Annotated in this window: 21 protein-coding genes and 1 pseudogene; 10 read left to right on the top strand and 12 right to left on the bottom strand. The window is 64.5% G+C overall.

Features of this window, described 5'->3' with window-relative positions:
• Positions 1-9 precede the first annotated feature (9 nt).
• Positions 10-177: a Flp family type IVb pilin gene (locus SC1_RS03525; RefSeq protein WP_062177648.1), complete on the top strand. Its 168-nt coding sequence runs from the start codon at positions 10-12 to the stop codon at positions 175-177.
• 88 nt (positions 178-265) lie between these two features.
• Here SC1_RS03525 and SC1_RS03520 read toward each other — a convergent pair whose 3' ends face one another.
• From SC1_RS03520 to SC1_RS03505, 4 genes are all read right to left on the bottom strand, one after another.
• A complete protein-coding gene (locus SC1_RS03520; RefSeq protein ID WP_062177645.1) occupies positions 266-1,765 on the bottom strand; it encodes a M48 family metalloprotease in 1,500 nt (499 codons plus the stop codon).
• A gap of 135 nt (positions 1,766-1,900) precedes the next feature.
• Positions 1,901-2,848, bottom strand: coding sequence for an acetyl-CoA carboxylase carboxyltransferase subunit alpha (locus SC1_RS03515; RefSeq protein ID WP_062177642.1), 948 nt, complete (start codon positions 2,846-2,848; stop codon positions 1,901-1,903).
• A gap of 9 nt (positions 2,849-2,857) precedes the next feature.
• Positions 2,858-3,781 (bottom strand): tyrosine recombinase, encoded by a 924-nt coding sequence (locus SC1_RS03510; RefSeq protein WP_062183514.1) that lies wholly within the window; start codon positions 3,779-3,781, stop codon positions 2,858-2,860.
• The gene (locus SC1_RS03505) at positions 3,774-5,591 is read right to left on the bottom strand and encodes a hypothetical protein (RefSeq protein WP_062177639.1); all 1,818 of its coding nucleotides are present in this window, start codon (positions 5,589-5,591) and stop codon (positions 3,774-3,776) included. Before SC1_RS03505 ends, SC1_RS03510 begins: the two co-directional genes overlap by 8 nt.
• Positions 5,592-5,750: 159 nt before the next feature.
• On the opposite strand from SC1_RS03505, the gene SC1_RS03500 reads away from it, so the two are divergent.
• The 3 genes from SC1_RS03500 to SC1_RS03490 all read left to right on the top strand — a co-directional run bounded on the left by SC1_RS03500 (position 5,751) and on the right by SC1_RS03490 (position 7,961).
• On the top strand, positions 5,751-6,341 hold the full coding sequence (locus tag SC1_RS03500; RefSeq protein ID WP_083435649.1) for a shikimate kinase: 591 nt from the start codon (positions 5,751-5,753) through the stop codon (positions 6,339-6,341).
• Entirely contained in the window at positions 6,329-7,423 is a 1,095-nt protein-coding gene (aroB, locus tag SC1_RS03495) for a 3-dehydroquinate synthase (protein ID WP_062177636.1), read from the top strand. The genes SC1_RS03500 and aroB overlap by 13 nt, the downstream gene beginning before the upstream one ends.
• A 181-nt stretch (positions 7,424-7,604) precedes the next feature.
• Positions 7,605-7,961: a hypothetical protein gene (locus tag SC1_RS03490; protein ID WP_062177633.1), complete on the top strand. Its 357-nt coding sequence runs from the start codon at positions 7,605-7,607 to the stop codon at positions 7,959-7,961.
• Between the two features lie 978 nt (positions 7,962-8,939).
• Here SC1_RS03490 and nth read toward each other — a convergent pair.
• A complete protein-coding gene (gene nth / locus SC1_RS03480) occupies positions 8,940-9,596 on the bottom strand; it encodes an endonuclease III (RefSeq protein ID WP_062177626.1) in 657 nt (218 codons plus the stop codon).
• Between the two features lie 5 nt (positions 9,597-9,601).
• The gene (gene dapB / locus SC1_RS03475; RefSeq protein WP_062177623.1) at positions 9,602-10,330 is read right to left on the bottom strand and encodes a 4-hydroxy-tetrahydrodipicolinate reductase; all 729 of its coding nucleotides are present in this window, start codon (positions 10,328-10,330) and stop codon (positions 9,602-9,604) included.
• A 124-nt stretch (positions 10,331-10,454) separates the two neighbouring features.
• Between dapB and SC1_RS03470 the strand changes: the two genes are divergently transcribed.
• Together SC1_RS03470 and SC1_RS22605 are read left to right on the top strand one after the other, a co-directional pair.
• Positions 10,455-11,159 (top strand): NAD-dependent deacylase, encoded by a 705-nt coding sequence (locus SC1_RS03470; protein WP_062177620.1) that lies wholly within the window; start codon positions 10,455-10,457, stop codon positions 11,157-11,159.
• Between the two features lie 396 nt (positions 11,160-11,555).
• Positions 11,556-11,666 (top strand): F-box-like domain-containing protein, encoded by a 111-nt coding sequence (locus tag SC1_RS22605; RefSeq protein WP_368389973.1) that lies wholly within the window; start codon positions 11,556-11,558, stop codon positions 11,664-11,666.
• Between the two features lie 56 nt (positions 11,667-11,722).
• Here the strand turns inward: SC1_RS22605 and SC1_RS03465 are convergent.
• The 4 genes and pseudogenes from SC1_RS03465 to radA all read right to left on the bottom strand — a co-directional run.
• Positions 11,723-13,324 (bottom strand): annotated as a pseudogene (locus SC1_RS03465) (cation:proton antiporter); the annotation flags it as partial.
• Complete coding sequence (locus tag SC1_RS03460; RefSeq protein WP_062177613.1) at positions 13,321-13,749, bottom strand: iron-sulfur cluster assembly scaffold protein; 429 nt, start codon at positions 13,747-13,749, stop codon at positions 13,321-13,323. The gene SC1_RS03460 and the pseudogene SC1_RS03465, both read right to left, overlap by 4 nt.
• Positions 13,746-14,291, bottom strand: coding sequence for a CvpA family protein (locus tag SC1_RS03455; RefSeq protein ID WP_083435648.1), 546 nt, complete (start codon positions 14,289-14,291; stop codon positions 13,746-13,748). The genes SC1_RS03460 and SC1_RS03455 overlap by 4 nt, the downstream gene beginning before the upstream one ends.
• A 10-nt stretch (positions 14,292-14,301) precedes the next feature.
• Complete coding sequence (gene radA, locus SC1_RS03450; protein ID WP_062177610.1) at positions 14,302-15,663, bottom strand: DNA repair protein RadA; 1,362 nt, start codon at positions 15,661-15,663, stop codon at positions 14,302-14,304.
• 147 nt (positions 15,664-15,810) lie between these two features.
• Between radA and fsa the strand changes: the two genes are divergently transcribed.
• From fsa to SC1_RS03435, 3 genes are all read left to right on the top strand, one after another.
• On the top strand, positions 15,811-16,461 hold the full coding sequence (gene fsa / locus SC1_RS03445; RefSeq protein WP_062177607.1) for a fructose-6-phosphate aldolase: 651 nt from the start codon (positions 15,811-15,813) through the stop codon (positions 16,459-16,461).
• A 166-nt stretch (positions 16,462-16,627) separates the two neighbouring features.
• Complete coding sequence (locus SC1_RS03440) at positions 16,628-17,422, top strand: enoyl-CoA hydratase-related protein (RefSeq protein WP_062183506.1); 795 nt, start codon at positions 16,628-16,630, stop codon at positions 17,420-17,422.
• 1 nt (position 17,423) lies between these two features.
• The gene (locus SC1_RS03435) at positions 17,424-18,926 is read left to right on the top strand and encodes an acetyl-CoA acetyltransferase (protein WP_062177604.1); all 1,503 of its coding nucleotides are present in this window, start codon (positions 17,424-17,426) and stop codon (positions 18,924-18,926) included.
• 3 nt (positions 18,927-18,929) lie between these two features.
• Here SC1_RS03435 and SC1_RS03430 read toward each other — a convergent pair whose 3' ends face one another.
• The gene (locus SC1_RS03430) at positions 18,930-20,429 is read right to left on the bottom strand and encodes an aldehyde dehydrogenase family protein (protein WP_062177601.1); all 1,500 of its coding nucleotides are present in this window, start codon (positions 20,427-20,429) and stop codon (positions 18,930-18,932) included.
• Between the two features lie 97 nt (positions 20,430-20,526).
• On the opposite strand from SC1_RS03430, the gene acs reads away from it, so the two are divergent.
• Positions 20,527-22,491, top strand: a complete 1,965-nt coding sequence (acs, locus tag SC1_RS03425) for an acetate--CoA ligase (RefSeq protein WP_062177597.1) — start codon at positions 20,527-20,529, stop codon at positions 22,489-22,491.
• 183 nt (positions 22,492-22,674) lie between these two features.
• Here acs and SC1_RS03420 read toward each other — a convergent pair whose 3' ends face one another.
• Positions 22,675-23,877, bottom strand: a complete 1,203-nt coding sequence (locus tag SC1_RS03420) for a serine hydrolase (RefSeq protein ID WP_062177594.1) — start codon at positions 23,875-23,877, stop codon at positions 22,675-22,677.
• Positions 23,878-23,898: the final 21 nt, after the last annotated feature.

The following is a 23,898-nucleotide window of genomic DNA, read 5'->3' as shown; positions in this document are numbered from 1 at the left end:
AGACCAGTCATGAAGTTCATCAAGAAGTTCGTCCGCGACACCAAAGCCGCCACCGCCATTGAATATGGCCTGATCGCCGCTCTGATCGCCGTTGCCGGCATCGCCGCGATGGGCGCAGTTGGCAACAGCGTTACCAACACCTTCGAAAAGGTCGATACTGGCCTCCAGAACCAGTAATCGACGTCGCACCCGGTTTTCGGGCGCAACAAAAAGAAAGGGCGGTGGAGCAATCCACCGCCCTTTTTCTTGTCCGTCGCAGACGGCGTTACCGGCTGGCATATACCACGATCTTCACCCTCTGCCCCGGGGTCAGGCGGCTCGATGCGGTCAGGCGGTTGAGCACCTGGAAACGCTCCGCCTGATAATCGCTATAGGCCATCCGCCGCGCCAGGCTGGCCATCGTGTCGCCGCGCCCGACCGTAACGACATCGATCCGCCGCGGTTTGATGGCCGCCGCCTCCGCGGTGCTCAAACGCCGGACGCTGTTGAACATCGAATTGAAGACGCTTCCGCCACCCGCCTGCGTCAGCGCGACGAAGTGAAACGCGCTGCTACGCGAAAATTCATAAGCGAAAATGGTGAGGTCGACCTGTCCCGATTGGGTATTCACCCGCGCAGTCGAATAGGATGCGGGGATGCCGTTCACCGTCGTGCGCTGGATCGCGCCGGGGGTAATCGACGCATTGCCCGCGACAGCCTTGAACGCCGCTGCGATATAAGCGTTCATGTCGCCGCTGTACGGCCCCGTCGTAAATTGCGCCTGCCCGCCATTACCGCTGACGGAAACTGCATCGGCGCCATTCTGCATGCCATAACCGTTCGGGACGGTGAAACGCAGCTTGAGATCGGGATGCAGGAAATCGCGCCCCTCGACCACGCCTTGTGCAGGGTCGTCGCCATAAAGCACGCCATCGACCGAGGCGAGGAAGGCGTCGGCGTTGCGATTGCCGCCACTGCCCCCCACCCTGCTCGCAAGCGTCTGTGCATTGCGCACGCGCGAAGCGGGGTCGGGGTGCGTGCTCGCCCATTCGGGCAGCGACCGCGCATCGCCCCCCGACAGACGCGCGTCGAGCGTGGTCTGGTTGGCAAGGCTCGTCAGCATCGTCGACAGCGCGAGCGGGTCATAGCCCGCGCTTCGCAGATATTGCACCCCGAGCTGGTCGGCCTGCAATTCCTGGCTACGCGAAAAGCCCAGTGTCGCAAGCTGCGCGACGCGCATCGAATTATTCTGGAGGAGCCCGCCGAGCCCCCCGAGCAGTCCGCCATTGTCCCCTATCGCGCCGCCGAGCACGGCCCCAAGCACGCCGAGGATCTGATTGCGCGTCGCGGCCGACTGGCGCTTCTTGCTATGCTGCGCGGCGACATGGCCGACTTCGTGCCCGAGCACGCCGGCAAGCTCGGCCTCATCGTTCATCAGCGCCATCAGTTGGCGCGTGACGTAGACATAGCCCCCTGGGATCGCGAAGGCGTTATTGACCGGCGAATTGAGGAGCGTGACGGTAAAATCGCTGGGCGACCGCGAAAGCCCCGACTGGACCGCGATATTCTGGCCGATGCGGTTCACATAGGCGGCCTGCGGTCCGCTGTATGCGCCGCCGAATTCCTGAAGTAGCTGCGGATGCGCCTCGTCGCCCTGCTTGCGTTCGGCGGGCGAAATATTGGTCTGGGTCCTGATCGCCTTCAACTGCGCATCGGCGACGCCGGTAAAGGCAAGGCCGCCCACCGCCAGCACCGCCGCCAGTTTTTTTCCGGTCTTCCAGTTCATCGAAAAGCCTCCCACTGAACTTCTTCGGTCAGGGATATCCCCATCGCGCGACAAGGCAAGCCGCGCGATGAACCGCGGTCGCCGATTTCGAAATGGGAACGCGATGACCCGCGAACGGGTTCCGCCGGAGCGCGCCTAAGCGCGCCCCATCGCAAGGAATTTTTCCTCGCGCGCGGCGAGCAATGTCTCACGCGGGAGGCCTGACAGCGCGTCGAGCTCCTGCGCGATGGCATCGCCCAGCGCCGCGATCGCGACGTCGGGCGCACGATGCGCACCGCCGACGGGCTCGGTCACGATACGATCGATGACTTTCAGACCCAGCAGGTCCTGCGCCGACATCTTCATCGCGGCGGCGGCATCGGCCGCCTTGTCCGACGTGCGCCACAGAATCGACGCGCAGCCCTCAGGCGAAATCACCGAATAGACGGCATGTTCGAACATCAAGACACGGTTCGCGGCTGCCAGCGCAATCGCGCCGCCCGAGCCACCTTCCCCGACCACCGCGGCGACCATCGGCACGCCCAACGCAAGGCATTGTTCAGTCGACCGCGCAATCGCTTCGGCCTGACCGCGCTCTTCCGCCTGGATGCCCGGAAAGGCACCCGAAGTGTCGACCAGCGTCACGACGGGCAGCCCGAAGCGGTCGGCAAGCTGCATCAGGCGGATCGCCTTGCGATAGCCTTCGGGCTTCGCCATCCCGAAATTATGCTTCATTCGCGACGGAATATCGTCGCCCTTTTCATGACCGATCACCATGACACGCCGGCCGCGGAACTGCGCCAACCCGCCCAGGATCGCCTGATCGTCCCCGAAATTCCGATCACCGGCCAGCGGCATCCAATCGTCGAACAGGCCGGCGACATAATGTTTGAAATGCGGACGATCGGGATGGCGCGCAACCTGCGTCTTTTGCCAGGGCGTCAGCTTCGAATAGATTTCCCGCAACAATTTCGAGGACTTGCCCTCAAGCTGCGCAATATCATTGTCGATGTTGAGCGTGGGGTCGTCCCCCATCTCGCGAAGCTCGGCAATCTGCCGATCGAGCGCGGCGACCTGTTTTTCGAAATCCAGAAAGGCTGTCATAGGGGAGCGCTAGGACGAAGGCGTCGCAACGTCAACTTCGGGGTGGGTGCCATCCATCCGTGCCAGCGGATGCCGTTTGTTGACCAGTTCGACGAGGCGGCGGCTATCGACATGCGTGTAGATTTCGGTCGTCGCAATATCGGCGTGGCCGAGCATCAATTGCAATGCGCGCAGATCGGCGCCGCCCTCGAGCAGATGCGTGGCGAAAGCGTGACGCAGGACATGCGGGCTGATCGCAGCGGGATCGATCCCTGCGCGCGCCGCCAGTTCGCGCAGCATCTGGAACAGCCGCACGCGCGAGATATGCGCCTTGCCCGACGGAAACAGCCAAGTCGAACCGTCAGCCAGCAACGGCACCCAGCGGTCGAGCGCCTCGCGCGCACGTTCGGACAGAGGAACCAGCCGTTCCTTGTCGCCCTTGCCGCGCACGATCAGATATTCGCGCTCGCCGGCGATGGCGCGGCGCGGCAGCGACACCAGTTCGCTGGCGCGGAGGCCCGAACCATAGAGGAGTTCGAGCAGCAGCAGCATCCGGACGGCGGCTGCGGGCGGCGTTTCGCCTGACGCCTCCTCGCCGGCCTGCTCGAACAGCCGCGCGACATGCGCGTGGGTCAGTATCCGCGGCAGAGGTCGGCGCGTCGCGGGCCGCGCAATGTCGAGCGCCGGATTGTCCGCCCGTTCGCCTTCGCCTTGCAGAAAGGCAAAAAACTGGCGCAGCGCCGACAGCTTGCGCGCCGCGCTGCTTGCTGCAAGCGACTGATAATCAGCCATCAATTTGCGCAGGACCGCCGCGTCGGCGTCAGCCAGCGGGCCCTTTACCCACTCTGCCGCCTGCTCCAGATCGCGGCGATAGGCGGTCAGCGTGTTACGTGACGCTCCGCGCTCGGCCGCCATCATCTCGAGAAAACGGTCGATCAGGACGCCGTCAGACACGCACCAGCGCTTCGGCGGCAATCATCCGCGCTTCCGGCGCAAGGCCCACGTCGCGCAACGCCCGGACGATATAATAGAGATGATAGGGCGGCACTTTCGACCACTCGCCCTGCATCCCCGCCGCCGCGAGAAGCGCCACCATGCCGGGTTCGCGCCGTTCGGCGGCCGCCATGATCGCCCGCGACCAGCGCGTCTGCTTGCCCAGATCGACCTCAAGGTCGCTCGCCGCCGATGCCGCCGCGCTCGTGTCGAGCCGCCCCAGGCCGGCGAGGCCCGCAAGCAGGAATTTCGATCGCAGTGCGTCGGCGCTGTCGTCGTCGCCCGCGAACTGACCGACAGCGCCGGCGCTCATGCCTGTCAGCGGTCGCGGCGATCCCACCGCGAGCACGCCCCACGCGCGGCTGCCGACCGAAACGGTCGGGACCCATGCGACGGCATTTTCGTCATATCCGCCAGCCAGCATCGATCCCAGGAGCTGCCAGGGATCGCCGCCGACGTCGGTATTCACAGGCAAGGCGGCTGCGGCGCGTGCGGTTGCGACCATCGCCGCATAACGGCCGGTCGGATTGGCATCGGCGCCCCAAAGACGCTCCATTGCCGCATAGCGATCGGCACCGGTTGCCAAACGAAAGGCTGCGCGCAGTTGCTCGGTCTGCGCGGTGACCGCCTCGGCGGGTTCCTCTTCGCTCGCAGCGGCGCTCAGCAACGATACATAGGCCTCGCTCGACAGCACGCCGCGCGCGGCGGCTTCGGGCGCTGCGGCGATGCGGCTCGCCATATCGGTCATCGGCGCCAGGACCGTCCAGCTCTTGATATTGGGCGCCGCCGATGTGCGCAGCGCCTCGGGCACCGGAATCGCGGTCGCCGTCGCCATGCCAAAGCGCCAACTGGTCAGTCGGTCGATATTATTCCATTCGATCGTTGTCGAACGGCGGCCGGCGCCCGTCGCGCCCAGCACACGCTCGGCCAGCAATATGTCGAAGTTCGATATCCTGCCGCTCGACCGCACGCGGCCGATCGCCCAGCCCGCAGGCCCGGCTTCGCCCGACAGCCCCGAACAGATCGCCGACGACAGGCGCCAGGCCTGCTCGTCACCATGCGCAAGGCCCGCGGGAACATAGGGACACATGCCCGCCGGGTCGGCGTTGGCAAGATAGGTCTGCTGTGCCGCGGCGACCAGGCGCGGGCTCGCGCGGTCATAGTCGACCGACTGGACGATCCGGCGCGCCGTGATCGATTCGCCCATGCGCAGCAGCAACGAAGCACGGTCGGCGGCAAGGTCGGCACCGTTGATCGTCTCGGGCGTGTCGATCGCCGACGCGAGCGAGCGGCGGAGCAATATCTGGCCCCAGCGCGAGGCAAGCTGGCCATTCGTCTTGCGCATGATTGCAGCGGCATATTGCCCGCGTACGCCAAAGGCATCGGGAGCCAGCCCGCCCGTTTCGGGCGTCAGCGGCCCGATCCGGGTGAGCAGACGGCGCGCGCCCGGCGGCAGGTCATATTTCAATCCGCCTGCTTCGGCTTCTTCGCCTTCCTCACCCTCTTCGCCATCTTCGGCGGGTGCACTGACGCTCGAAGCCCCGATCGTCGGCGCGACGGGCGGTGGGGTGCTGCCATTTGCGGGCGCCGAACTCGGCGTCGGGGTTGCGGTCGGCGATGGCGTCGGGGCTGGGCGCGGCGCGGGCGTCTCGGCGGGGTTGCCAAAGCCCTCGGGCAACAAGGATTCCTGCGCGAGCGCGGGCAGGACCAGCACGGCTGCGAGCGCGGTGCCCGAAAGGCCCAACGTCAGCGAGAGCGTTTTCATCTTCATCGCACTTCGCTTTCGGGCGCAACACGCCGGGGCGGCGCGCTTGGGGCAATCTCGTCGGTCACATCCACCTCAATCATTCGCGGCTCGATCGGCCGGTCTTTTCGCCGCAGGCAGTAAAGCATTGTCCCGCGCGGCACGGGCGGTATAGCCGCGCGGACCATGTCGCGAAACCCGAAAAGCCCGGGCCCCGTTTCTTCGGGCGCCGTCCCCGCGTCGATCCGCGACCGGTCGATCGTGCTCGTCGGGCTGATGGGGTCGGGAAAGTCGACGATCGGCCGCCGCCTCGCGCAACGCCTGGGCATGCGCTTCGCCGATGCCGACGACGAAATAGAGCGCGCGGCGGGCATGACGATATCCGATATTTTCGCGCGTTTTGGCGAGGCGCATTTTCGCGACGGCGAACGCCGCGTGATTTCGCGCCTGCTGGGCGAAAAGCCGATGGTGCTCGCGACGGGCGGTGGCGCGTTCGTCAATGAAGAGACGCGCACCCTGATCCTCCGCGACAGCCTGTGCATCTGGCTCGACGCCGATATCCCGACATTAGTCGAGCGCGTCGGCCGCCGCAGCCACCGCCCGCTGCTCAGGAACCGCGATCCTGGCGAAGTGCTGCGCGAACTGGCGGCGGTCCGCAATCCCATCTATGCCGAAGCGCATCTTCGCATCAGTTCGGCAAGCACGCCGCACGACCATACGGTGCGCGCGATCCTGGAGGCCCTGTCAAAGTGGGAAAATCCGAAATGGAAAGCCTGACCGTTGACCTCGGCAGCCGCAGCTACCCGATATTGATCGGCGACGGACTGATCCGCGAGATCGGCGCGCATGTCGCACCGCTGCTGAAACGCCCGCGCACGATGATCGTCACCGACAGCCATGTCGCGGACCATTATCTGATCCCGCTCGGCACGTCGCTGGCGATGGAGAATATCTCTTTCTCCTCCTTCGTCCTCGAACCGGGTGAAGGAACGAAAAGCTGGGCCGGGCTCGCGCGGCTGACCGAATGGCTGATCGGTGAAGGGGTGGAGCGCGGCGATCATGTCATCGCTCTGGGCGGCGGCGTGATCGGCGACCTCGTCGGATTCGCCTGCTCGATCGTAAAGCGCGGCTGCAATTTCATCCAGGTGCCGACCACCTTGCTGGCGCAGGTCGACAGCAGCGTCGGCGGCAAGACCGCGATCAACGTGCCCGCGGGCAAGAACCTCATCGGTGCCTTCCATCAGCCCGCCTTGGTCGTGATCGACCCGACAACGCTCGAAACGCTGCCGCGCCGCGAACTCGGCGCGGGCTATGCCGAGGTCGTCAAATATGGCCTGATCGACGACGCCGATTTCTTCGCATGGTGCGAAAACCATGGCGCGGCGCTGCTCGCGGGCGACAGCGCGGCACGCCACAAGGCGATTGCGCACAGCGTCGCGGCCAAGGCGCGGATCGTCGCTGCCGACGAGCGCGAGACGCAGGATATTCGCGCGCTGCTCAACCTCGGACACAGCTTCGGCCACGCGCTCGAGGCTGAAACGGGCTATTCGGACCGGCTGCTCCATGGCGAAGCCGTCGCGGCGGGCATGGTGCTCGCGCATCAATTCTCTGCCGCGAACGGTCTTTGCACCGCCGCAGACGCCGAACGCGTGCGCGCGCATCTGGCAAGCGTCGACCTTCCGCACAGCCTTGCCAGCGCCGGAGTCAACACCGATGGCGCGACCCTCGCCGGCCATATGGCGCATGACAAAAAGGTCCGCGGCGGCAAGCTGCCGCTGATCCTGACCCGCGGCATTGGGCAGAGCTTCGTCACCGAGGACTACGGCCTCGATGCGGTGGCGGCATTCCTCGACCGCTGAAGGGGGCGCAGCGAGAGTCAGGTCGGTCAAGCGAACGTACACTTTCGACCGGAAGTCGCCATTTGCGCAGCCATGGTCGATGTCGCGTATGGGCGCCCAACCGCACGGCGCAGCCATCGTGTGAAAGGGGTTTTTAGTTTAGTTTGGCTAGCGCAGTAATCGACATTGCAGGTGAAACGAAGTGAAGCTGCCATTTATCGTTGGGACTGCGCTGATGATGACGGGTTGTCAGGTCTCCGAACCGGAGCGGCCTCGCTTTATCCCAATAGCCTCCCTTTCAAACGAGCAGCTCTGGAGCGTCGGGGTTCGGTATGGCGCCATTCAGGAACTCATGTGCGAGAACATCGCGCGGCCCGATGCCGAGCGGTTGCTGGATCAGCGCTATGGGGCGCAAGAGCGTCGCATTGCTGAGCGCCTAGGCGAGAAGACGGCAGAGGAAATTATTCTCACTCTGCCGCCATGCTCTTTTTTTCGCGGAGCCACGGATCGCTACGCGGACAGCCTACGCGAGCTGGGAAAGCGTCTTACGATGTTTTAACCGGGTTACGGACCGCTGCCTCTAAGCCCCCGCCCCGCTGCCCTTGCGGGTTTCGCTATTACGGCGGGAATCGACCGGTTGCTGCCGTTGCAGGTGTGTGCCCCGCCGAAGGCCGGGGTCCAGAGCGCAACGAGCAGAGGTCGGCTCTCTGAAGCCCTGGGCCCCGGCCTTCGCCGGGGTGCGCAAATGGGAAACGACCGGTTGCCGACCAATCCTTTTTCGTCACCCCGGACTTGATCCGGGGTCCCGCTTGAAATCGAAGTCAGTCAGCGCGCCAAAAAGCGGGATCCCGGGTCAAGCCCGGGATGACGAGAGCGAAGAAACGACCGGACACTAACGACGGTATTGTGTGCCCCGGCGAAGGCCGGGGTCCAGGGCGGCGATCCGCACAGCTCGGCTTTCCAGAGCCCTGGGCCCCGGCCTTCGCCGGGGTACAACATAGTAGCAAACGTCCGCTCACCACCCCAAAACAGACATCACCTTCAAAATAGGTCTTTCCTACATTATCCGGCTATGCCAGCCTTCATCCGGCTCTTTCATTCGGTGAACAAAAAGGTGGTCGCTGCCCGAATTGCGGGTGCGACCATGATCGGACGTGCCGCGCACATCCAGCACCCCGCGACTTGCAAATCGGGGCGCTCATAGGGCTGAACTTTCCTGAACTTTGGAATATTGCGCGGCCCTTGCGCCGATCCGATCCGGATACAGCCGGGCGAAGTTCCGCGCTTCGCTTTGGCGGCGGACATCAGGATGCGTTCGACAATGGCGTCAAACTCTTCCCTGCCCATCGGGTGGAGCGAATCGTAGCTGGTGACGCTGTCCGGCCACCGTCCATGCCCCTCGCCCGACAAATATAGCTGCCGGCTACGGTCTCGACCTCTTTGGCGGTTGAGCGATCGCTGCCTATGAAACGAGGCTGATGCATGACCGACGTCTATCGAAGCCAATATCCTCTATCCCCCCAAGCCGTCGTCTCCGTCACGCCGCCTTTTTTGCTTTCGGCGCCGGCGTCTTGGGCTTGTAACGGCAGAGGTCGTCGACCGGACACCGCCAGCATTCGGGGGTGCGCGCCTTGCAGATATAGCGGCCGTGGAGGATCAGCCAGTGATGCGCGCCGACGCGGAAGGGCGCGGGCGTGTTTTTTTCGAGCTGCTTTTCGACCGCAAGAACCGTCTTGCCCGGCGCAAGACCCGTGCGATTTCCGACGCGGAAGATATGGGTGTCGACCGCGAAGGTCTCGGCCCCGAAGGCACAGTTCATCACGACATTGGCGGTCTTGCGCCCGACGCCGGGCAACTCGACCAGCGTGTCGCGGTCGGCGGGCACCTCACCGTGAAACTCGCGGACGAGGATTTCGCTGAGCGCGATGACATTCTTTGCCTTGCCGTTGAACAGCCCGATCGTCTTGATGTGCTGCTTCAGCCCCTCCTCGCCAAGGTCGAGCATTTGCTGGGGGGTCTTTACCTCCTGAAACAGTTTCCGCGTCGCCTTGTTCACGCCGACATCGGTCGCCTGCGCCGACAGCACGACCGCGACGAGCAACTGATACGTGTTGTCGAACTCCAGCTCGGTCTCCGGACTTGGGTTAAGCTCGGCAAGCCGACGATAAAATTCGAAGATATCGGCCTTTTTCATGGCGGTCAGTTCAGCCCCAGCACCTGCGGCATCGTATAACGCTCGGGCTTCTGGTTCATCAGCCACAGCGCCGCTCGCACCGCGCCGCGCGCGAAGATCATGCGATTCTCGGCGCGGTGCGATAGGGTGATCACCTCTTCGTCGCCTGCGAAAATCACGTCATGGTCGCCCGCGACCGTGCCGCCGCGCAGGCTTGCGAAGCCGATATTGCCGCGCCCGCGCGCGCCGGTGAGGCCATCGCGGCCGCGTTCGGAGGCGGTGTCGAGATCGATCCCGCGCCCTTCGGCCGCAGCTTGCCCCAACAGCAGCGCGGTGCCGCTCGGCGCGTCGACCTTCATCCGGTGGTGCATCTCGACGACCTCGATATCCCAACCGGCGTCGAGCCGCGTCGCCGCCTCGCGCACCAGATGCGCAAGCAGGGTGACGCCCAGCGACGTATTGCCCGTCTGAAGCACCGCGATGTCCTTCGCAGCATCGTCGATCAGCCAATGGTGGCGCTCCTCGAGCCCGGTCGTACCGATGACGATCGGGGTTTTCGCGGCAACGCAGGCGTCGAGCGTCGCCTCAAGCCCGGCTGGCGAAGAGAAATCGACGAGCACGTCGGCATCGCTGGCGAGCTTCAGGACGTTGCCGCCCTTGTCGACGCCGATATGCTGCTGCCCCGCCTCGGATATCGCGGCCGCGAGCGCCACGCCCATCCGGCCTTCGCTGCCGATAATCCCGATGCTGGTCATGATGCGTCCCCTTGCTTTCGCTCCCCCTTAGCCGTTCGTGTCGAGCGAAGTCGAGATGCCCGTCGGCCAGACATGCCATCAGCGTGTCTCGACTTCGCTCGACACGAAGGGATAGATAGGAGGGATGAGCAGCATACAGAATATCGTCATCCTGACCGGCGCCGGCGTTTCGGCCGAAAGCGGCATCGATACCTTTCGCGATGGCGGCGGCCTGTGGGAACAGCATCGTGTCGAAGACGTGGCGACGCCCGAAGCGTTCGCGCGCGATCCCGACCTTGTCCTCCGTTTCTATGACATGCGGCGCGAAGCCATCCAGACGAAGGCGCCCAATGCCGCACACAAGGCGCTCGCACGGCTCGATGCCGAGTGGTCGGGCGAGCTGCTGATCGTCACGCAAAATGTCGACGATCTCCACGAGCGGGCGGGGGCGAAGCGGCTGATCCATATGCACGGCGAACATCTGAACGCCTGGTGCACCGGATGCGACACACGCGTGCCTTGGACGGGCCCGCTGCTTGACCGGCCGGCGTGTCCGGCGTGCGGCGCGGTCGGCCTGCTCCGGCCCGACATCGTGTGGTTCGGCGAGATGCCGTATCGGATGGAGGATATTTATCGTGCGCTGAACCGCGCCGACCTGTTCGTCTCGATCGGCACGTCGGGTGCCGTCTATCCCGCCGCGGGTTTTGTGCGCGAGGCGCGCGCATCGGGCGCGCGTACGCTTGAACTCAATATGGAACCAAGCCAGGGCAGTTACTGGTTCGACGAGACGCGCCAGGGCCCGGCGACGCAGCTTGTGCCCGAATGGGTCGAGCAAATGCTGGGCAATTAGGTCCTCCGCGCACAAGGCAGAGGCGGCGGGGGGGCACGGAGGCGGCGACTGGACGTTGTCGATAGAGACGTGCACCAAGGCGAAAGCCGGGGGACACAGAATTGCAACGCCATCTATGCGCTTTTTCGCATTGCCCCCCACTTTCGCTGGCGTGCACATAGGAACTGCTAACGGCAGCGCGTCAGACCCAAGCCGACGCCCCTTCCCCGCACGTCCTTTCCGCTAACCAGCTGCCTGCGATTTCCGCCGGCCTGATGACGCGGCAATCAGCCCTCGGTCTTCAGGCCCATCGCCTCATCTTCTTCGCGCGCGGCTTTCGCTTCCAGCCGTTTGCGGCGGAATTTTTCGAGCACACTGTCGGCCTCGCGCCCGCCGCCCGGTTTGAAGCGATGATCCATGCCCGCCGAAATATCGCCCTCGTCGATCTGCGCCTGCAGTCGCGTCTCGTCGAGATGGCGGAGCGTCGCCTCGACATCTTCCATCTCGCGCGGGTCGACGTCGAGATAGCGCAGCGCCGTGAGACCCATCGCGACCGAGCTTTCAAAGACCTCGCGAACAACCCCGTCGACCCCTGCCCCGTCGATCGCCAGCAATTGGCGCCGGTCGAACACGCGCATCAGGACTTTCGCGTTGGGAAAGGCGTCGACCACCGGTTTCAATGCCGCGGCATCAACCGATGAGTCGTCGATGCAAAAGATGATCAGCCGCGCCTCGTCGGCGCCCGCGCGGCGGAGTAGATCGACGCGTAGCCCGTCGCCGAAATAGACTTTGGTATCGAATCGACTCGACAGCTCGATCTGGCTCGGTTTTTTGTCGATCAGCGTCACCGAACAGGCAACACCGTGCAGCATCTGCGACACGATTTGGCCGAACCGCCCATAGCCAACGACAATCGCCGACCCGCGCGGCGCTCCGGCGGGATCGTCGAGGTCGGCGGGCTCCGCTGCCGGCGAAAACTCCAGATTGCGCGCGAAGAGCATCAGGAATGGCGTCGTCACCATCGACAGCGTCACGACAGCACTGAACAGGCTCGCCGCCTCGGGCTGGATCAGCAGCGCGTCGGCCGCTTGCGTGAAAAGCAGAAAGCCGAACTCGCCGCCCTGGCTGAGGAGCAGTCCGAGCCCGAGCGCGACCGGCCAGGGTTTGCCGAACAGTTTCACGATCAACGTGAGCACGACGACCTTTACCGCAACAAGGCCGAGCGCCAGCCCGACGACAAGCAGCGGACGCTCCAGCACCGCACCGACGTCGAGCACCATGCCGACCGCGAGGAAGAAGAGACCGAGCAGAATGAGGCGAAAGGGTTCGACGTCCGACTCGATCTCATGCCGATAGGGCGAGTCGGCGAGCATCACGCCCGCGATGAACGCACCGAGCGCGGTCGACAGGTGCAGGCTGTGCATCAGCGCCGCGCTCGCCAGGATGGTGAGCAGCCCGACGACGACGAACAATTCGCGCTCGCCATAGCGGCCGATAATCCGGAGCAGCGGATTCACGATGAAGCGGCCGGCAAGGACGAGAACGACGATCGCCCAAAGCGTAAAGAAGGCCATCTGCCATCCCGGGGGTGCCGACGGATCCGCGGGCGCGCGCGACAATACCGCGACGATGGTGATCATCGGAACGATCGCCAGATCCTGGAACAACAGGATCGAAAACGCCTTTTCGCCAAAGGGCGAATTGATCCGCCCCGAACTCTTCAGACCCGGCAACACCTGCGCGGTCGACGACAGTGCGAGCGGCAGTCCCAGCGCGAGCGAGGCCGCGGGGCTGAACCCCAGCGTCAGGTGGATGAGCCCGGTGAGGACCAGCCCGGTCACCACCACCTGCATCAAGCCCAACCCGAAGATAGCGCGCCGCATGTCCCACAGCCGGCGCGGCGACAGTTCGAGCCCGACGAGGAAGAGCAGAAAAGCGATGCCGAGTTCGGCAAAGGCGAGTTTCGATTCGCCGCCGCCGACAAGTCCCAACCCGTGCGGGCCGACGACCGCCCCCGCGATCAGATAACCGAGCACCGCACCGAGGCCGAGGCGGCGAAAGATCAGCACGAACAGGGTCGCGACGCCAAGCAGAATCGCGCCTTCGACCAGCGCCGTGTCGGTCGCGGTTTCCCCCACTTTCTCGGCCGCTTCCGCAGCAGCAGCGGTGAGCGCGAGCAAGGTCATGCCGCGGCGGCCTGTTCCTCGAGCGCCGCGATGGCGGCATCGAAGGGGAGCAGGATCGCACCGTGACGCGCGGGATAGCCCTGCGCTGCCGCAAGCAGGTCGAAACCCGGCCAGTCGGGCCGATCGCTCTCACCGGCGAACCAGCCCGCAATGCAATCGCGCGCGGCGCGCAGTTCGGCGAGCCCGAGTCCCGGCGCGTGACGTGCCAGCAGCGTTGCCGACGCCTGCCCCAGCGCGCACGCCTCCACATGCATGCCGATGCGCGTCACCCGGCCCGCATCGTCGGCATCGAGGTCGAGGATAATCGCGCTGCCGCACAGCGGCGCCCGCTTGCTCACGCGGTAGCGCGCATCGGCGATCGGCAGATATTCCGACGTTGCGACGGCAAGCGCCAAAATGTCGCGATTATAGAGCGGTGCGCTCATGACTTGTCGGCCTTGGCAGCTTCCGTCTCGGCTTCGCGCGCTTGCGCGCGGCGCTCCGCGATCACTTTGCTCATCGCGCTACTTGTCGCATTGAGCGCCGGATAGGTCCGGCTGTCAGTCATCCATGCCGGACGCTGTGCATTGCCATATCCGATGTCATAGAGAAGCGTCACGAGCATGAAGCCGATCGACGCGATCAACAGGCCTTTCACCGCACCGAATCCCGCGCCGAGCCCACGATCGAACCCGCCGACGAGCGACGCGCGGCTGCGCTGTCCCATCGCGCGCGATCCCCATTTGGCGAACGCAAACACGCCGCCAAACAAGAGAACGAAGGCCAGCGCCGCCGCACCACCCTCAGTCCCAACCCATCCCGTCAGCAGGTCGGTGACGAGCGGGTGAAAGAAACGTACCGCCGCGATCGCAAGTATCCATGCGAGCAGCGTCGTCACCTCCTGCACAAGGCCGCGCGAAAAACCGAGCACCGCGCCGCCGCCAACAAGCGTCAGCACGAGGATATCCAGAGCCGTCAAACTTCCCATTCGCCGTGCGCTAATCGCGCCCGAGCATCAGGTCAACGAGTTCGCCGAGCCGGCCAAAACCGGTAACCGAAATCCCGCCCACCGCTTTCATCCCCTTAGGCCCCCAGCCGCGCGAGAAACCGAGCTTCGCCGCCTCGCGCAACCGCAGCCCGTCGTGCGAAACCTGCCGAACCTCGCCCGACAGCGACAATTCGCCGAATACGATTGCGTCGGCGGGCACCGGCCGTTCACTAAATGCGGAAATCAGCGCCGCCGCGACGGCAAGGTCGGCGGCGGGATCGGTAAGCCGATAACCGCCTGCGATGTTGAGATAGACTTCGGCAGCGCCCATCTGGAGTCCGCAGCGCGCCTCCAGCACCGCGAGCACCATCGCCAGCCGCCCGCTGTCCCAGCCCACAACGGCACGCCGAGGTGTCGCGCCACTCGCCAAGCGGACGGTCAACGCCTGCACCTCGACGAGCACGGGGCGCGTGCCTTCCAGCGCGGGGAATACGACCGATCCCGGCACATCGCGGCTGCGGTCGGTCAGGAACAGGCTAGACGGGTTGCTCACCTCGCCCAATCCCTCCTCGCCCATCGCAAACACGCCAATCTCGTCGGTACCGCCGAAGCGGTTCTTCACGGCGCGAAGGATGCGATACTGATGGCTGCGCTCGCCCTCGAACGCCAGCACCGTGTCGACCATATGTTCGAGCACGCGCGGCCCCGCGATCGTTCCGTCCTTCGTCACATGGCCGACGAGCACGATCGCGGTATCGCTGTCCTTGGCATAGCGGATCAGTTCCTGGGCGCTCGCGCGGACCTGGCTCACCGTGCCGGGGGCGCTGTCGATCAGGTCGCTGTGCATCGTCTGGATCGAATCGATCACGACAAAATCGGCATCGCGCCCATCAAGCGTCGCCAATATATCGCGCACCGACGTTGCACTCGCGAGCGCGACCGGCGCATTGCCTAGCCCAAGCCGCTGCGCGCGGAGACGCACCTGCGCCGCGGCTTCCTCGCCGCTGATATAGACGACTGACTTGCCCGCTTTCGCCAGTCGCCCCGCGGCCTGCAGCAGCAAGGTCGATTTGCCGATACCCGGATCGCCCCCGATCAGCGTCGCCGATCCCGCGACGAAACCGCCACCGAGCGCCCGGTCGAATTCTGCGATGCCGCATAGCATCCGATCGGGCATCTTGCTGTCGGCATCGAGCGTTTCGAGCGCGAGCGTCCGACCGCCGCGGCTCAAATCATGCTTCGCCGAAAAGACGGTTTCGGCCGCCTCTTCGACAAGCGTGTTCCATTCGCCGCAATCGGCGCACTGACCCTGCCAGCGATAGGTGGCGGAACCGCAATTCTGGCAGACATATTGACGCTTCGCTTTGGCCATGCCGTGTCGCATAATCGGAACAAAGATGGAACGCCAGTCCTTTCCCTCTGGGGCCACGAAGAAGGGGCGGCGACGGTTCATTTTACGCGCATGTTGCTCTAGGGGAGCAGCAACGCCCGAATCACCTTCCCGCAGGAAAGCCCCATCATGAAATTCTTCGCCGACACCGCCGAAATCGCCGACATCCAGGAACTCGCCGCGACGGGCCTGCTCGACGGCGTCACGACCAATCCGTCGCTGATCGCCAAGTCGGGTCGCGACTTCAAGGAAGTGACGAAGGAAATCTGCGCGCTGACCGACGGCCCGGTGTCGGCCGAAGTCGTCGCGCTCGATCATGCGACGATGATGAAGGAGGCCGAAATCCTCCGCAAGATCGCACCCAACGTGTGCATCAAGGTGCCGCTGACGATCGACGGGCTCAAGACGTGCAAGGCGCTGACCAGCGACGGCACGATGGTCAATGTCACGCTCTGCTTCTCGGCGGCGCAAGCGCTGCTCGCCGCCAAGGCCGGTGCGACTTTCGTTTCGCCCTTCGTGGGTCGTCACGACGACAATGGCTTCGACGGAATGCAGCTCATCTCCGACATCCGGCTGATCTATGACAATTACGGCTATGAAACCGAGATCCTCGTCGCGAGCGTACGCCACGGCATCCATGTGCTTGAGGCCGCAAAGATCGGCGCCGATGTGATGACCGCGCCGCCGTCGGTGATCAAGGGACTGTTCAAGCACATCCTGACCGAAAAGGGCATCGAAGGCTTCCTCGCCGACTGGGCGAAGACCGGCCAGTCGATCTGAGGCCATCGCCTCACGATATTTTCGTCACCCCGGCGAAGACCGGGGTGACGATGTTTGGTGTGTCAACTCGCGCCCTTTCCAGTTGACGTAAACGTTAACGTCGGCCGATAGTTTTTCCCGACAGCCGGATTCGCGCCCTCGCGCGTCCGGCACAGGGAGAGACATGATGACCGACACCACCATCCTCACCGAACGCCGCGGCCATGTGTTGATCGTCACGATCAACCGGCCCGAGGCGCGCAATGCCGTGAACGCGGCGGTTCATGTCGGCATCGGCACTGCTCTCGAAACCGCCGAGAATGACCCCGAAATCCGCGCCGTCGTGATCACCGGCGCCGGCGACAAAAGCTTTTGCGCGGGCGCGGACCTCGTCGCGCTATCGCGCGATGAGAGCCTCTATCCGTCGGACCAGGCGCAACAGGCGTGGGGTTTTGCGGGCATGGTTTCGCACCCGATTTCGAAACCGATCATCGCTGCAGTCAACGGCTTTGCGTTCGGCGGCGGCTGCGAGATCGCGCTGATGAGCGACATCATTATCGCCGCCGACCATGCGCAATTCGGCCTGCCCGAAGTCAAGGTCGGACTGTTCGCGGCCGCGGGCGGTGCCTTCCGCCTTGCGCAGCAGCTCCCGCGCAAACTCGCGATGGAATATATGCTCACCGGTGATCCGATCCCCGCTGCGCGGGCCGCCGAGTTCGGGCTGGTCAACCATGTCGTCCCGCTGGCCGATCTTATGCCGACCGCGCTCGCTCTTGCCGAAAAAATCGCCGGCAACGCGCCGCTGTCGGTTCAGGCGTCGAAGCGCGTCGCACTCGGCATCGATCAGGGCCGTATCGCCGCTGATGCACCCTATTGGGAACATAACACGCGCGAGCGTTCGGTCCTGATGCGCAGCGAAGACGCACGCGAGGGCCCGCTTGCCTTTGCACAGAAGCGCAAGCCCGAGTGGAAGGCGCGCTGACATGACGATGATCGATCCTGAGCGCATTCCCGTCATCATCGGCGTCGGACAGGTGAACGACCGCCCCGACGACCCCGATCGTGGCCTCGACTCGCTCGGGCTGATGGTTGCCGCGCTCAAGGTCGCTGCCGAAGACGCTGGCGTTTCACTCGCCGAGATCGACAGCCTCGCGATCGTCGACCAGATTAGTTTCCACAGCCTCGGCAAGTTGCCCGAACCGCTCGCCGCCGCCATCGGCGCGACCCCATCGATCAATTACCAATCGGCCGCCCCGCACGGCGACACGCCGGTGCGCCTGCTCAACGAGGCTGCGAACCGCATCGGCGCGGGCGAGGTCAAATTGGCGGCGGTGGTCGGCGCAGAGGCGCTGCGCACCGCTGCGGGTCGCGTCGCCAAGGCCGCGAGCGGCGAAGACAAAAGCTATAATGCGATCCGCCAGGTCGCGACACGGCGCGAGCCCAATTACGCGCAAAAGCACGGGCTCGCCGCGCCGGTTGATGTCTATCCGCTCTATGAGAACGCCACGCGCGCCGCGTGGGGCGAAAGCCTTGCCGAGGCGCAGGCCGAAAGTGCCGAAATCTGGTCGCGTTTCTCCGAAGTCGCGGCTGCAAACGACGGCGCCTGGATCAGGAAGCCCGCCTCACCCGCGGACATCCTGCGCGTCGACGAGCGCAACCGTCCGATCGCTTTTCCCTATTCGAAGCTGATGGTCGCCAATTCGTCGGTCAATCAGGGTGCGGGCTTTCTCGTCGCGAGCCTCGCCGAGGCCCGCCGTCGGGGCGTTCCCGACGATCGCCTGATCTATGTCGGCATGGGCGCAGCGGCGAAGGAGCCAGCGAGTATCCTGCACCGCGATCGTTATGACGGCAGTGTCAGCATGGAAACGTCGATTACCCGCACGCTCGACCTCAACGGTATGACGGTCGACGATTTCGACTTCGTCGAACTTTATAGCTGCTTTCCCTGTGTACCCAAAATGGCGCGACGCACGCTTGGCTGGCCGGTCGACAAACCTGCTACGGTGTTCGGCGGCCTGACCTTCGGCGGCGGGCCGATCGCCAATTATATGAGTCACGCGATCGTCTCGATGGTCGACAGGCTGCGAAGCGAAGGCCGCTATGGCTTCCTCTTCGCCAACGGCGGTTTCGCGACCGACAATCATTGCATTGTGCTGGGCAACCAGCCCATCGCCGCGGCAATCTTCCCGCAGGATTTCGACTATCAGGCGGAAGCGGAAGCGAAGCGCGGCCCCGTGCCCGAACTTGTCGAGGATTATGCAGGGCCGGCAACCGTCGAAAGCTACACTGTCTTCTACAGCCGCGACGGCGCGCCAAAGGCTGGCGTGGTCGCTGCGCGGACGCCCGACGGCAAGCGGACGTTGGCGCATGTCGACGTCGGCGACGCGGCGATGCTTGCATTTTTGACCGACGGCGCGGTCGAGCCGGTCGGCACGGCAGGACAAATCGTCGCGCTCGACGAGGGCTTCGGCTGGCGGGCAGCCTGACCGCTACAGGTCGAAACTGACCCCCTGCGCCAGCGGCAACGCATCGGAGTAATTCACCGTGTTCGTCGCTCGCCGCATATAGGCTTTCCAACTGTCCGAGCCCGACTCGCGTCCGCCGCCAGTGTCCTTCTCGCCGCCGAAAGCGCCACCGATCTCTGCACCGCTCGTCCCGAGATTGACGTTGGCGATCCCGCAGTCGCTCATGACAAGGAAGTGCTCGGCTTCGCGCATGTCGGTCGTGAAAACCGCCGACGACAGCCCGGCGGCAACGTCGTTGTGCAAAGCCATCACCGCATCGAGATCATCATAGCGCATGATGTAGAGGATGGGCGCGAAGGTTTCCTCGAGCACCGGCCCGACTTGCCCCGGCATTTCGACGAGCGCCGGTTTCACATAGAAGCTTTCGCCGTCGCCGATCCGCTCCCCACCATAGACGACACCGCCTGCGGCGCGCGCGGCGTCCAGCGCATCCTGCATCATCTCATAGGCCGCGCGGTCGATCAGCGGCCCGACGAGCACATCGCCTTCCAACGGATTGCCAACACCGACGCTGGCATAAGCCGTCTTCAGCTTGGCGACGAAACCGTCGTAGATACTGTCATGCAAAAACAGGCGCCGGGTCGTCGTGCAGCGCTGGCCCGCGGTCCCCATCGCACCGAAGGCGACGCCCCGCAGCGCAAGGTCGAGATCCGCCGAAGGCGTGACGATCACGCCATTATTGCCTCCGAGTTCCAGGATGGCACGCGCGAAGCGTCCGGCCAATCGTGGCGCCACCGCGCGGCCCATGCGCGTCGACCCCGTCGCCGACACCAGCGCGACGCGCTTGTCGTCGACCAACGCCTCTCCCGCCTCACGCTCACCGATCAGTATCTGCGCGAGCCCTTGCGGTGCGTCGCCGAACCGCCGCGCCGCGCGGTCGAAAATCGCTTGCGTCGCTAATGCGGTCAGCGGCGTCTTTTCCGACGGCTTCCATACCACGCTGTTGCCGCACACCAGCGCCACAGCGGCGTTCCAGGCCCATACCGCAACGGGAAAGTTGAACGCCGAAATCACGCCGACGACGCCCAGCGGGTGCCACACCTCCATCATCCGATGCCCCGGCCGCTCGGTCGCGATGGTAAGACCATAGAGCTGCCGCGACAGCCCGACCGCAAAGTCGCAGATGTCGATCATCTCCTGCACCTCGCCGGCGCCCTCGGAGGGGATCTTGCCCGCCTCTATCGTCACCAGCTTCGCAAGATCGTCTTTCGCGGCGCGCAATTCCTCGCCCCACAGTCGCACCAGTTCGCCGCGGCGCGGCGCGGGAACCTGGCGCCAGGCGCGAAAGGCAGCACTTGCCCCGTCGAGCGCCTCGTCGATCGCTGCGGCATCCGCGATCCTCACTATGCCGATTTGTTCGCCGGTCAGCGGCGTCACCGCCGGCATCGATCCTTCGGTCCACAGCGCGCGGGCGACGCCCAGCCGATCGAGCAGTCCACCTATCTCCTGGCCCAGTTGAACCATATTCCGTCCCTTCGTAAGCGCGCATGCGCCTTGCAACTTGTGGCTCGCGGGTTATCGCAGCCAGCAAGTGAGTCAAATCGAAAGCGGGAGAATAGCCGTGTCCGACCTGCCCCCCTCCGAACCGCTGGTTCCCGTTCCGGCCGACGCCGCTGCGAATACGCATTGCACCGCCGCCGACTATGACCGTCTCTATGCGCAAAGCATCGCAGACCCCGACGCCTTCTGGGCGGAGCAGGCGAAGCGCGTCGACTGGATCACCGCGCCGACGAAGATCGCCGGTTGGTCCTATGATCCCGTCGAGATCAAATGGTATGAGGACGGCGTCCTCAACCTTTGCCACAACGCCGTCGACCGCCATGTTGCGGCGGGCCATGGCAGCCGCACCGCGATCATCTTCGAACCCGACGCCCCCGACGGCGAGACGCGGACGATCAGCTATGCCGCGCTGCTCACCGACGTCGTCCGCTTCGCCAACACGCTCAAGAAAATGGGCGTCCAAAAGGGCGACCGCGTCACCATCTATATGCCGATGATCCCCGAAGGAGCGGTCGCGATGCTTGCCTGCGCGCGCATCGGCGCGGTGCACAGCGTCGTCTTTGGCGGCTTTTCGCCCGAGGCGATCCATGGCCGGATCGAGGATTGCGCGAGCGACTGGGTGATCTGCGCCGACGAAGGGCTGCGCGGCGGCAAGGTGGTTCCGCTGAAAGCCAATGTCGACAAGGCATTGGAGCGCGTCGAGGTCAAAGCAGTGCTGGTGATCGCCCACACCGGCGGCAACGTCGCGATGAAAGAAGGCCGCGACCATTGGTACGACGCGCTGTCTGCCGATGTCGGCGACACCTGCCCGTGCGAGCCGATGAACGCCGAAGATCCGCTCTTCATCCTCTACACCTCGGGATCGACCGGCAAGCCCAAGGGCGTGCTGCACACCGTCGGCGGCTATTCGGTGTGGACCGCCAGCACCTTCTATTATGGCTTCGACTATCGCCCCGGCGAAATCTTCTGGTGCAGCGCCGACATCGGCTGGGTCACCGGCCACAGCTATGTCGTCTATGGCCCGCTCCAGAACGGCGCGACGACTTTGATGTTCGAAGGCGTACCGAACTACCCCGACCACGACCGTTTCTGGCAGGTCGTCGACAAGCACCGCGTCAATATCCTCTACACCGCGCCGACCGCGATCCGCGCGCTGATGCGCGAGGGCGACGATTATGTCACGCGCCACGATTTGAGTTCGCTCCGCCTGCTCGGCAGCGTCGGCGAGCCGATCAATCCCGAGGCGTGGCGCTGGTATCACCAGATCGTCGGCAAAGGACGCGTCCCCGTCGTCGATACCTGGTGGCAGACCGAAACGGGCGGGATCATGATCACCACCCTGCCCGGCGCACACGCAATGCAGCCCGGCAGCGCAGGCAAGCCCTTCTTCGGCATCCGCCCGCAATTGGTCGATGCCGAGGGCGCAGTGCTCGTCGACGAACAGACGGGCGGCGCATCCGAAGGCAATCTGTGCATCACGCATAGCTGGCCTGGTCAGGCGCGCACGATCTACGGCGATCACCAGCGCTTCGCCGAGACCTATTTCTCGACCTACAAGGGCAAATATTTCACCGGCGACGGCTGCCGCCGCGACGCCGACGGTTATTGGCGCATCACCGGCCGCGTCGACGACGTCATCAACGTCTCGGGTCACCGCATGGGCACTGCAGAGGTCGAAAGCGCGCTCGTCCTTCACGACCTCGTCGCCGAGGCCGCGGTCGTCGGCTTCCCGCACGACATCAAGGGTCAGGGCATCTACGCCTATGTGACGCTCAACGCCGGGGTCGAGCCGACCGAGGAGGTCGCCGCCGCGCTCAAGCAACAGGTCCGCAAGGAAATCGGCCCGATCGCGACACCCGACCATATCCATCTGACACCGGGGCTGCCGAAGACGCGTTCGGGCAAGATCATGCGCCGTATCCTGCGCAAGATCGCAGAGAATGACTTCGGATCGCTGGGCGATACTTCGACGCTGGCCGACCCGAGCCTGGTCGACGGGCTGATCGAAGGACGCAAGAACCGCTGAGCGCAGGCGCGCTACGCACCGGCATAGGCCTTATCATGCTTTCGTATGATTGAGCCGAGAGGCAGCAGGCGTCATATCGGAGGCACCCCCGAGTTCCGGCGGCCCCTCCCCCCTCCCTGGCGGCCGGAGCAACAAGGCCCGGAAGGTTACGTACCTTCCGGGCCCTCCCTTTCCGGACTGGCCTTAGCGGTTTGAACCCGCCGCCGCTTCGCACAAGCGATCGGTGGCAAGCGCGATACGCGATTCCGCGGTTTTTCGATTGGCGGCGCTATTCTCGACTCCGCGCGTTTCGGTGTTGAACGCGAGCAGGCTGCCAAGATGTTGGTCGGGACAGAGGCTGAGATAGGCGCGAAAGCCGTTCTGGTCGCCATTATGTCCGACGAACCGCACCGCCGCGCTGCGGTCGATGAAAAAGGATAGCCCGGCCTGCGTTGTCTTCGCCATCCGGCCTTGTGTAAAATCATCGCCAGCCGCGATTTGCGGTGCCCACATCTCCTCGATCGAAGACCGCTTCAGCACTAGGTCATAGTCTGACTGGCGCGCCGGATCGCCGAGCAGAAACGCAGCATATTTCGCCATGTCGGGCATCGGCGCATTGAGCCCGCCATTCGACACCGTCACCCCGGTATCGACATCGAACGGCGCCGCGACCCGCCGACCATCGCGGATATAATAGCTGTGCGACCGATGCGGCAGCAGGTGCGGCGGTGTGCGGTCAAAATAGCTGGCGTGCATGCCGAGCGGCTTCAGGATGTTCTTGTCGATATAGACTTCATAATCCTCGCCCGACAAACGCTCGATGACCTGCCCCAGGTAGACGATGCCAGGATTGGAATAGCCGAAGCGGCTGCCCGGTTTAAACTCCACGCGGGTGTAAGGCAGCATCGCGACCAACTGCGCCCATCCCTTCGGTTCGAACGGCTGCCAATCATGATCACGCCACGGCCAGGTTCCGCTGCGAAAGCCCGCGCTGTGGCTCATCAACTGGCGCAGCGTGATCGCGCCCGTGTCGCCATAGGGGTTATGGACGGCCGCCAGTTCGGGCACATGAAGGACGATTGGGTCGTCGAGCGACAGCAATCCGCGATCGCGCAATTGCAGTATCGCGATCCCCGTCATCGTCTTGGTGATCGAGGCCCAATGATAGATGGTGTCGGCATCGACGGGAATATGGGCATCGGCGTCCTGCTCGCCGAGATGGTCGGCAACGACGGTCCGGCCGTCGCGTATGACATAGAAGCTGCTCCCCGCGATATTCGCCCGGCGCATTTCCGTGCGATGCAACTCCCGGAAATCGCGCAGCGCCGTGTCGAAACCGGCTTCTTCAGCCACGGCCGGCTGGGCAATGGCGGCGACGGTAAGTGCGGCGGCAATCCAGCGCGGCATGGCGATCCCCTCTTGTTCGAC

The sequence above is a fragment of the Sphingopyxis sp. C-1 genome (assembly GCF_001047015.1).
Taxonomy (GTDB): Bacteria; Pseudomonadota; Alphaproteobacteria; order Sphingomonadales; family Sphingomonadaceae; genus Sphingopyxis.
Note: the sequence above shows the minus strand (reverse complement) of the source record. Positions and strands in the feature narration are given on the sequence as shown.